We start from the raw sequence: 9793 nt of genomic DNA, 5'->3' as shown, positions 1-9793 counted from the left end.
ACAGTTCTGAGGTTCATCAGGATTGGGCAGGATTGGAAAGTTGGATCCGTCTACGCCAATGAGTCTGTATTTTCCTTTGAATAAAGGAGATTCCTGAACAAGCTCATCAGTAAAGCCCAGACAGGCGGTCTTTAAAACTGTGTGGTCGAACTTGCTTCGAGCCTGACATATGGCAGAGTCAGTGACCTGGATTTTATGCGTCTTGAAGTAAGTCAGATTCTGCTGGCGAATAGAGCCGCTTGTCAGAGAAGCGATAAAACGAGCAATACGGGAAAGGCCAATTTTTCTGTTTCGCGTGAAGGCTTCGCCTTCAATCAGGGAACGATCCGGGCAGTCTGCCAGACCGTCCAGGTAAGAATAGAAGATTTGGCGATACTGTTTAGGGGATTTCGAATGGGTCAAAATAACCACCTCCGAAATCCTTCGGATTATGGATTAGTTCCGAGCTTCGGTCTGTCAAGTGCTATATTCGGATAATTTATAAACTTTTGGAGCAACTCCACTGCTTGTGTTAAAAATCAAAAAAACGAGGAGCGAATTCCGCATGGAAGACACTCCTTAACTTAACGACATTGCTGAAAATCCCGATTTTCTTATATCGCAATAAAGAAAAACCATATCGTCTAGAAGATTAAAAAACTTCAGAAGTAAAAAAGGATGATTCATATCAATCCTGGAAAACAGAAAAAAATGAATCATCCAACCTGATGGAAACTCGAAAATTCAAGAACTGCTCTTCTTAATCGAGTAATTTCTTTTGAAAACGGGAAAAGTAATACAGCACACTTCTGAATTCAACGACATTTTTAATCCATTCAAAGAAGATCAGATTACTTTGAAAATCCCTTAATGATGAATTTAAAATCAGATGATGATCTTCGTAAGAAAAAAACTCTGCTTCGCTGTGAGTCAGAAAATGAACAGGCTGTGAGCGAATCTTCTGAAGATGTGCACGATCAGTAATTTGTTTGTATTCTTGAAAACTTAGATTCTGACCTTTTTTGCTCAGATCTTTCCAGTTCTCATTTTTGGAAAAAAAGCTCTTCCATTACTCAAGCATCTTCTTATCCGAAACTTCCATACGAATCACCTGATGTTCCTGATCGATCAGACTCATTAAGACTGGCATCTTATAGACGCGGCTCATGGCAGTTGTTTCAATACAATGAATGAACTTTCCTGCCATTGAATTCATCAGTATTTTTTCTTCTTCATTCAATTCTCCTAATCCACTTAAGAAGGCAAGATAATTTTGAAAAGGATTCAGAGAAGATTCACGAAGAATGATATCAAGCAGCTCATCTTCCATATTTTCGAAGAATTCTCTTTGAGAAGGTCTATGCTCGATGGTCTGTCTGATTCGATAATATTCATCCTTGATCCACTCTGATTTGGTTCGTTTGGATTTTTTGATCTTTTCGAACAGATCGATCAGTTCAAGATCAAAATCGTAAAGACATCCTTCAGGTAATGAAAGCTGGTGAATAGATACCAGACTGTTTGCCTTTTTCACTCCTTTACTGAGTAAGGCCGCACTTAAAAACGCCCTCTCATAGTTGCCAATGAAGTCAAGCACAGTCAGATATTTTTTACCTTTTGAAAGACGCAGGCCTCGACCCAGCTGCTGCAGAAAAATTGTACTTGATTCAGTCGGACGAAGAAACATGACCATATCGATCGTTTCGATATCGACGCCTTCGTTAAACATATCTACTGTAAACAGAACGCGTTTCTTCCCTTCCTGCAGCTGTGAAATCGCCTCTGCTCTCTCAAGAGCATATGGATCCTTAGAACTTGAGGAATAAACTGCTGCGCTCCGGTATTCCGTTATCGGTAAAATACCTCGCCATCAATGAAGCATGAGCTTTGGATGCGCAAAATCCAATTGCCTGTTTTGAAGGATACTTTCGATAATGCTTCAGGATGGATAAGGATCGGCTCTTTGAAGATTCATATGCTTTTTCAAGATCCTCAATGACAAATCGTCCACCTGATTTTCTCATTTGAGAATAATCTGTATCGTCATAGATAGCATAGTAATGGAATGGAACCAGCAATGATCGATTGATTGCTTTCTGAAGATCGACCTTGTAAGGCACATTAAAGTCACAAAGTGCATAAACGCTTCTTCCGTCCATTCGTTCTGGAGTGGCACTTAATCCTAAAAGAAATTTCGGTTGAAGATAATCAAGGATTTTCTGATAGGACTTTGCTGCAGCATGGTGAAATTCATCGATTACGATATAGTCGAATGCCTTTCTGGAAAAAATTTCATGATTCAGATATTGATCCGATGAAAGTGTGAGGACTGAAGCCATAAGAATCTTGGCATCCAGGTCCTTGTGATCCTGATCGAGCAAGCCGATATTTTCTGTCTGGTGAATTTTTTTAAAAGCTTTTGCAGCCTGCAGTAAGATTTCCTGACGATGAGCCACAAATAAGATTCGCTGATAGGACAGTGAATCAAAAGCAGCCAGATAGGTTTTTCCTACACCAGTTGCAGCCTGAATCAAGGCTTTCGAATATCCTTCCTGACGAGTTTTGTTTAATGCGTATAACGCTTCAATCTGAGCATCCCTTGGCTCAATCACTTTATATTTTTGCGATTGGTTCTCTGAAATGTCTGATTCTTCAGATCCTTTATAATTTTCTTCCAGGATTGGAGAATTTAAAAGTTTTGGCCGGATCCAATTTTCTGAATATTCCTCCTACAAAGTTTCATCGACAATTCTTGCCTGCTCAAACAGACGATCAAATTCAAGATGCATCTTATGGATGGTCTGCTGATCTTGTATACCATCAATTCTATAGTTCCACTCGATCGAACGGGTCAGAGCCGAAGCAGAAAGATTGCTTGAACCGATATAGGCTTCCTGTTATCCATCTTCTCGTCTGAATAAATAACTCTTGGGATGAAAGGAGCGCCTGTTTTCTGTATAAAAACGAATCTCGATGTTTTCAGGCAATTCGTAGTAAAGCATCGCTAAGGCGGCTGGTTCAGTAATGTTTAAGGTATTCCCGCACAGGATTCGAATCTGTGCATTTCTTTTAGCACCTTCCTTGAGATCCTCAATCAATAATCGAACTCCAGAAACCATCACAAAGGAAACAATGAAATCGATTGACGAGGCTTTAGCGAGGCTCTTTTTCAAAGGAGTGATCAGCCAGCAGCTTTGTTGGTCACTTCCAAAGGTGATTCGGTTTTCTTTTGAATCAATATATTGAGCCATTGCTCGTTTTTCCTTTCTTTTCTGGCATCTTCAGTCAACCATATTTTTAAAACATCCGCTTGTTCAATTGATGAAATCATCTGAAGAAAAGCTTTTTCATTTAGATCCAGGAAAAACCGTCCATTTCGAAGACCTTCAAATGCTCCATATTTAAAAGAACAATAAAGGATTCCTTTTTCATGAAGTCCATCCATCAATGATTGAAAGACTTCTGGCAGCTTCTTTGAGGAAAGATGAAGCAGACTTGCACAGGCCCAGATTCCATCGTACGAATCGATCTGATTAAATTCTTCAAAACGCATTTTTTTACAGGGATACCAGAAAATTCTGATGCGATTTCACACATCTTTTTAGAACCATCAATTGCACTCACCTGAAAACCTAGAGATTTGAATGCAGCACTATCCCTTCCGCTCCCACAGCCAAAATCAAGAATACTGGAATTCGGCTGCAGTCTTGAAATAAACTCCTGATGAATATCTGACAGAGAAGCTTTCTGTGTTGAATTGGTGAAAGCTTTTGAATTCAGATTATAGTACTCAATCGTTTCATTGGTTTCTAATGTTATGTTCTGACTATCCATTCATAATCTCCTCAGCAATTGTATTTTTTGTTTATTTGGTTGACCTTTCTGGTTGAATTCAAATTGTCTCCTACCCAGAACAGATTAAAAGTATAGATATCTCCTTTTTCATTAAACCACATCCATAAAAACAAATACGATATCGTATAAATATCCATTGTCCTGGATTAATTCCTGTTCAATCACTATAAACAGGAGAGAGATCAAATTTTAATTTTAATATTTTAAATTAGTAATATATTTTTAAGTTTATTGTAATAATCGTTTTAATCAGTTTATCTAACATAAATAATGCTATATTTTCAATTAACAATAAAAAACTTCAGATCTATTCTGGATTTGAATCCTGATTAAGATCTGAAGTATGTTTTTTACTAACAACTAGTTTGCAAATCCTTGCTGCATCTCTTGGAGAACATGGTAAACGATTTCCCACTCGTCTTCTTCAATCGGGGAAAGAACCTGTTCTGGATCACTGGCATCAAAACTTGCAGCACTCAAAGATGTTCCTCCGTGTTCACTTGGAGAATAATCTGTAAATACCACATATTCCTTTTGAGAATCTTCCTTATTGAAGACGAACAGAATATCGAATTCCTTTTCATCACCATTATCGGCTTTAATCGTAATTGTTTTATTATCAAGATCAATCATTCGAATGTCCTCCTGATCTCTATTGTAGAGATTCAAAAGGTTTCTCATCACCATCTTGACCTGATCAATGACCGTTTCTCTTAGCTTATTGAGCTTTCTTTTTCTTACGCTTCTTTTCGATTTTCATCTCTAAATCCGTCAGCTGCCGGTTGATCTTTCCAATTGACAATATGTCCGTTATTCTCAGTCGAATACCAGATGGTTTTACATCTGAATTTAAATATTCTGTATTCTGTTCAAAAACAAGTTTTAGTCCCGCAGGATCTGGGAAAATCTTATAGGAGGTTTTTGATCTGGCATCCTGAGAATGGTGAGATATAACCATTTCTTTTCCTGGGATGGCTTTAACGACAGCAAATCTGGTTGTTCTGGTACCATTCTTTGTGGTTGTTTTTACTTTATGAGAATATCCAGTCTGTATGTCTTCAGGACTTAGTGATTTTGACAGCTCAACATTGATCTGATGGGCCATCGATTCCTGCATGGCTTCATAAAACTCTTCTGGTGACATATTCAGTGTTCTTTCGATTTTCATCTAAGTTCATTCCTACTCTTGTTTTTTAAACCTATTGTAAATCAGTCTTCGCAAAGATCTCATCAATCACATCGAAAAGATCGGTCAAGGATTTGATACGATACGGAGTATCTGAGTTTCCAAAACCGTATTCTGCCAGGATAAACGGTACCCCCGCCTTATTGGCACTGATTCCATCGTCTTCAATATCTCCAACATATAACGCTTCTGAGATATTATTTCTCTTGATCACTTTTCGGATATTTTCATCTTTATAACATAGCGTATTGCCATAACTTTCATAGTCATCAAACAGATCCGCCAACTGATGCGCTTTTAGAAAGGCTTCGATGTATCCCTTCTGACAATTAGATATGATGGCCAGAAAATAGTCTTTATGAAGCTCTTCTAAAACCTTTCTCAGATTTGGATATAATGTCGCCCCATGGACTTCTAGGTATCGGTTCTCGTTTTCCATACATTCTTCAAGCATCTTAGAGGCATTCTCGAAATCCTGATCCGGATACATCTGTCTTGCAAATACATCCATTGGCTGCCCAAGCAGGGAGCTGATTTTTTCATGACTCACAAGATCATATCCCTGCTGAATACGAATGTCATTCCAGGATTCAACGATCTGATTGGTGGAATCCCACAAGGTTCCATCGAGATCAAAAAGTATTGCCCGTTTATTCTGATTCATTTTTTCATCTTTCCTTTCTGAATCGAACTGCTTCCTCGAAGCTGTTTCCAGACTTCTAAAAATTCAGTATTGCTGGCCGTGACAAATTTCATTTTTCGTCCTCGAATTTCAAGTTCAATACCATTTTTTGTTTCTTTGACTTTTACCAGGTGAACAGGATGCCTGAACGAAAAATCGGGATTTTCAAAAGCGATATTTTGATCACTTAAGAGCAGCAAACCTTCTTTTCCATCATAGTGATCCTGCCTTGCCTGGTCTGCCCAATAGAGAATTTCTTTCGGCTTTAAAAACTTCTGGTCGATCTGTAAAGGAATCAGTTCTCCTTTTTTCATGTCTTTTTTCTGATCTTCAGTCAGGATTGAAGTCAGCGCTGATGTTTGTGATGACTCTTTGGATTGATTCTGTTTTTGTTTTCGCTTTTTATCCCAGAGAGACATACCGATTAATACCACACTGCCGATTGCCAGCCAGAGAGAAGCCCTGGCTGCATTTTCATCCATGAATTCCATCACAGCAAACCCAACAGTAATAATGACTACACTCCAATACAGTGTTTTATACGTCGATTTTTCCATGTCCACATTTTACAGAAAAACCAGCAAGAATGATTGAGTATTCTTGTTCCATCTTAAAATTTGAACAAATTCGTAAAAGAAGCAATCTCAGAAATTCAATATAAAAAAAGCTGGTCCATTCTGCGTGAGATACTCACAGCAGTGATCCAGCCATTTGTTATGGACAGATATAAACAGTTTCAGTGCGTTGCTTTGTTTTTCGATGAAAAGTATTTCACCAGAAAGACCACAAAAGTAATAATTCCAATCAGATATGGAATACTTTTGGAATACTCTTTTTTCTTCAACGAACCAATCGCACCAAAAATATTAGCCATTCCACTCAGGACAGAAGAGATTGCCAGCAGATTCATAGTCGCCTCCACAAACGTTGTTTTGTTTTTATGCTTCTATTTTAGACTGCAAAGACTTTCTCAACAAACTTCCTGATTATTGGATATATTACTCAGCCTGGTCTTCATCAGTCACTTCCTCAACAGTAATTGATTTGATGACTGGCTGATTGTCGGGCGCTACAGATCCGTTGTTATCGGTAACGGGTGTTTCATCTGCAATCTGATCTACAATATCCATGCCGGACACGACATGACCAAAACCGGCATATTCGCCATCCAGGAATGGTGAATCTTCATGAACAATAAAGAACTGACTGCTTGCAGAATTCGGATCGCCTGAACGTGCCATAGAAATGACACCCCGTTCATGAGAAAGATTGTTTTCGACACCATTGGAAGCAAATTCACCTTTAATGTTGGTTCCACTTCCCCCGGTTCCATTCCCTTTTGGATCTCCACCCTGAATCATGAATCCCTTGATCACTCTGTGGAATGTTAATCCATCGTAAAAGCCTTCGTTGGCTAGCTTTACAAAATTATCGACAGTTTGCGGAGCAATGCTTTCGTCGAGTTCGACAACGATATCTCCCTTATTCTTAACAGAAATAGTTGCCAGATATTTCTTATCGGGTTTAGCTGTCCCTGAACATGCGCTTGCAAAGATCAGCGTAAAGACCAGGAACAGACCAAAGAATTTCTTGAATTGTTTCACTTCTGAATTTCCTCACTTTCAGTCACTATTTTACAAAATGATTTCGTTTAAACAAAATCGATTCACTGCAGTCTGAAGAGGCCGCAATGAATCGATGAGTCTTTTCTGGTAATTAAAGATTAATAACGATTATGAATTTTTTCGATTGCAGTACGCAGCTGTTCAATGACTAAAACCGTTCCATCATCTAAAACACAGCTTCCATTGAGAATTCCAAAATACTGGTGCTGATCTGAACTGACAGGTCCAGTTTTAATCAGGGCTGCCCGATCCAGATCAGGTTGGAAGATGGCTTCGAAACGTCCATCCGAACTGGTGATTGTCCATGGCATCATTGGATCCTCGGGGATCAGAAAGTTTATGTCATCCAGCTTATGAATTTTTCCATCATAGAAAATAACATTTTCACTGGCTTTTGAGGTATCGCCAAAACCATAACCCAGGTTGATTCCAAATGGTTTTTCATTCAGGTAAGCGGATGCTGTGGCCCAGTACCAGGTTGTCTCATAAGGCCAATAACCTCTGCCCCAATCCAGAACACCCAGATCTTTCTTTGGATTGAACCGATAGATATGCCAGTTGAAAATCACTTTTCCAGCACAGGGCATCGCATTCATCTTCTGGTTCAGATAAAAATGCTTCCCATCTTCAAAAGGAGTCAGAATGTTCATACTTTCCTTTGGCAGATCGGTAAACCACAAATCGGCCTTAAAATCACTTCTGCCTACGAAATTCTTAAATTCGCAGTACACGTGTCTTCCATTTGGGGCAGACTCAAATCGCAAAAGCAAATCATTGCTCTTGAACTCGCAAACACCCTGTCTGGGAGATACAGGCATTTTATATGAGATAGATGGCGCTTTTAATACCGTTCTGGTGGTTTCTTCATGGGTTTCAAAATTTAGAAAACTAACTGAAGCCATTCGAATATAGCCCAGATCGGAAAGAGTAAATGCAACTCCAATTTCATGATTCATTACGAGATAGTAATCCCATTCTTTCATTTTCAATCGATTGACTTTCAAATTTTCCCGATTATATGTAAATAATCCCTTCCTTGCAAAACCGGTTGTCTGCAGATTTCCCTGTGTATCAAATATGGAAATCGGTCTAAGAATTTCAATATTTCTCATTAGTAATTTCCTTTTTCTTTTTCAAATACTTATTCAGCTGTTTTTGATCGAATTACATCATAGAACTTCAGCTGTCCAGGTTCACTTTACCATATGGATAAAGCTCATCGCTTTCAAAATTGCAAGGTTACAGATTCGTTTTGATCCATCAACCATTTCTCCAAACAAAATAGTGAAAAACAAAGCAATATCGCTAACCAAAAGCGGCAGTAAAAATCAGGTTTAAATTATAACAATGTATATAGTTTATCTATTTATATCATTTAATTATCAGATTTAATGGCATTTAATATCTTTTGGATCGGAGATTTTGAAGTCTGATTCGTATTTTTATCCGAATTGGATTCGTTTTTTTCATTTTCTAATTCTGAAGATGATTCAAGAGACTGATTTTCTTCTACCTGATCATCTGAAGCATTTTCCGCTTTTAAATCACCATAGCTTTCCTTATGAATGACGGCAAGCAGATCATAATAAGCCTGCCAGTAATCTTCCTGCTTCGCATAACAGGTCAGATTTAAGCTTACTTTATTGAGCTGATAGCTGCTGATATATGCCTCTGGCTTTGGCTCTGGATTGATCAATGAAACTTTTGAAGCGGCATGTTCGAGCAATGAAATATAGTAATCTACTTTATCATTAGGGACCGGAAATTCTACTGTAATCTTTCGGTTCGGTTCGTTGGAATAATTTTTTATGATTTTTGAAACGACTTTATTATTTGGAACGACGTCGATCTGATTATCCTTTGTTAACAGGGTAATATAAGTCATTTCGACCGATTCAACTCTTCCTTCATGATGTCCGATTTTTACAATATCCCCCACTCTAAAAGGCTTTGTTAAAAGAATCTGCATGCCTGAGGCAACTGACGCCATATTATCCTTTAAAGCCAGAGAGATTCCAACACCAAACGCTGAAAGAGCTCCAATAATAATATTCATCGCTACTCCGATCTGGTCGAGCGCAATGATAATGCCAACAATCTTGATCGTTATATTGCAAAATGAAGCAAAAAACGTCATGATCCCCTTATTTAACGCTTTATTGGCCATCTTCAGAATCATCGTTTTAACGAGTGATCCAATGATAAAGGCAGCGGCAATTTCACCTGATGCCAGTATCAATCGAATCAGCAGATCGTAATTTCCGATATCATTCTTTAATTTATACCAGTCCATCTTGCTCAGATAATTCATAACCAAAATAGAATTCATTTTTCATCTCCCCTTTCTTTTTCAATTATATCCAGCCTCAAAATTCATTTTTTCCAGGATGACTTTGGAAACCAAATAGACAAATATATTCCTCAAATTCGAACTCTTTTAGAAATCGAAAATCAGATTTCAGCTTT

13 protein-coding genes are annotated in these 9793 nt (G+C 38.2%); all 13 read right to left on the bottom strand.

Annotated elements, in window-relative coordinates; all coding sequences use genetic code 11:
* Positions 1–402: hypothetical protein (locus BO222_RS05045; RefSeq protein ID WP_143356945.1), on the bottom strand; the 402-nt coding region annotated here is incomplete at its 3' end.
* Between the two features lie 646 nt (positions 403–1048).
* Entirely contained in the window at positions 1049–1831 is a 783-nt protein-coding gene (locus BO222_RS13310) for a helicase-related protein (RefSeq protein ID WP_269843616.1), read from the bottom strand.
* On the bottom strand, positions 1788–2591 hold the full coding sequence (locus BO222_RS13305; RefSeq protein WP_158024559.1) for a DEAD/DEAH box helicase: 804 nt from the start codon (positions 2589–2591) through the stop codon (positions 1788–1790). Before BO222_RS13305 ends, BO222_RS13310 begins: the two co-directional genes overlap by 44 nt.
* Before the next feature lie 285 nt (positions 2592–2876).
* Positions 2877–3230, bottom strand: a complete 354-nt coding sequence (locus BO222_RS13300; protein WP_083647680.1) for a phospholipase D-like domain-containing protein — start codon at positions 3228–3230, stop codon at positions 2877–2879.
* Between the two features lie 193 nt (positions 3231–3423).
* Positions 3424–3813: a class I SAM-dependent methyltransferase gene (locus tag BO222_RS14385; RefSeq protein WP_143356944.1), complete on the bottom strand. Its 390-nt coding sequence runs from the start codon at positions 3811–3813 to the stop codon at positions 3424–3426.
* A 381-nt stretch (positions 3814–4194) separates the two neighbouring features.
* Positions 4195–4467: a DUF1292 domain-containing protein gene (locus BO222_RS05030; protein ID WP_075818948.1), complete on the bottom strand. Its 273-nt coding sequence runs from the start codon at positions 4465–4467 to the stop codon at positions 4195–4197.
* Positions 4468–4552: 85 nt separating this feature from the next.
* Positions 4553–5002 (bottom strand): DUF3284 domain-containing protein, encoded by a 450-nt coding sequence (locus BO222_RS05025; RefSeq protein ID WP_075818946.1) that lies wholly within the window; start codon positions 5000–5002, stop codon positions 4553–4555.
* Between the two features lie 31 nt (positions 5003–5033).
* On the bottom strand, positions 5034–5684 hold the full coding sequence (locus tag BO222_RS05020; protein WP_075818944.1) for an HAD family hydrolase: 651 nt from the start codon (positions 5682–5684) through the stop codon (positions 5034–5036).
* Complete coding sequence (locus tag BO222_RS05015; RefSeq protein ID WP_143356943.1) at positions 5681–6259, bottom strand: hypothetical protein; 579 nt, start codon at positions 6257–6259, stop codon at positions 5681–5683. Before BO222_RS05015 ends, BO222_RS05020 begins: the two co-directional genes overlap by 4 nt.
* A gap of 179 nt (positions 6260–6438) precedes the next feature.
* On the bottom strand, positions 6439–6612 hold the full coding sequence (locus BO222_RS13675) for a hypothetical protein (RefSeq protein ID WP_158024558.1): 174 nt from the start codon (positions 6610–6612) through the stop codon (positions 6439–6441).
* 88 nt (positions 6613–6700) lie between these two features.
* Entirely contained in the window at positions 6701–7306 is a 606-nt protein-coding gene (locus tag BO222_RS05010) for a peptidylprolyl isomerase (protein WP_075818940.1), read from the bottom strand.
* A gap of 119 nt (positions 7307–7425) precedes the next feature.
* On the bottom strand, positions 7426–8439 hold the full coding sequence (locus BO222_RS05005; RefSeq protein ID WP_075818938.1) for a DUF2804 domain-containing protein: 1014 nt from the start codon (positions 8437–8439) through the stop codon (positions 7426–7428).
* Between the two features lie 263 nt (positions 8440–8702).
* A complete protein-coding gene (locus BO222_RS05000; RefSeq protein ID WP_075818936.1) occupies positions 8703–9656 on the bottom strand; it encodes a mechanosensitive ion channel family protein in 954 nt (317 codons plus the stop codon).
* Between the last annotated feature and the right edge of the window lie 137 nt (positions 9657–9793).

Source organism: Ileibacterium valens (assembly GCF_001945525.1).
Classification (GTDB): Bacteria; Bacillota_I; Bacilli_A; order Erysipelotrichales; family Erysipelotrichaceae; genus Ileibacterium; species Ileibacterium valens.
This window is presented reverse-complemented; position numbering and strand designations above follow the sequence as displayed.

What these genes read in the sequence shown, in the direction of transcription:
- BO222_RS05015 (WP_143356943.1), bottom strand. Translation starts at nt 6,259, where the DNA reads ATGGAAAAATCGACGTATAAAACACTGTATTGGAGTGTAGTCATTATT.
- BO222_RS05025 (WP_075818946.1), bottom strand. Translation starts at nt 5,002, where the DNA reads ATGAAAATCGAAAGAACACTGAATATGTCACCAGAAGAGTTTTATGAA.
- BO222_RS13300 (WP_083647680.1), bottom strand. Translation starts at nt 3,230, where the DNA reads ATGGCTCAATATATTGATTCAAAAGAAAACCGAATCACCTTTGGAAGT.
- BO222_RS05005 (WP_075818938.1), bottom strand. Translation starts at nt 8,439, where the DNA reads ATGAGAAATATTGAAATTCTTAGACCGATTTCCATATTTGATACACAG.
- BO222_RS05020 (WP_075818944.1), bottom strand. Translation starts at nt 5,684, where the DNA reads ATGAATCAGAATAAACGGGCAATACTTTTTGATCTCGATGGAACCTTG.
- BO222_RS05030 (WP_075818948.1), bottom strand. Translation starts at nt 4,467, where the DNA reads ATGATTGATCTTGATAATAAAACAATTACGATTAAAGCCGATAATGGT.
- BO222_RS13675 (WP_158024558.1), bottom strand. Translation starts at nt 6,612, where the DNA reads ATGAATCTGCTGGCAATCTCTTCTGTCCTGAGTGGAATGGCTAATATT.
- BO222_RS14385 (WP_143356944.1), bottom strand. Translation starts at nt 3,813, where the DNA reads ATGGATAGTCAGAACATAACATTAGAAACCAATGAAACGATTGAGTAC.
- BO222_RS05000 (WP_075818936.1), bottom strand. Translation starts at nt 9,656, where the DNA reads ATGAATTCTATTTTGGTTATGAATTATCTGAGCAAGATGGACTGGTAT.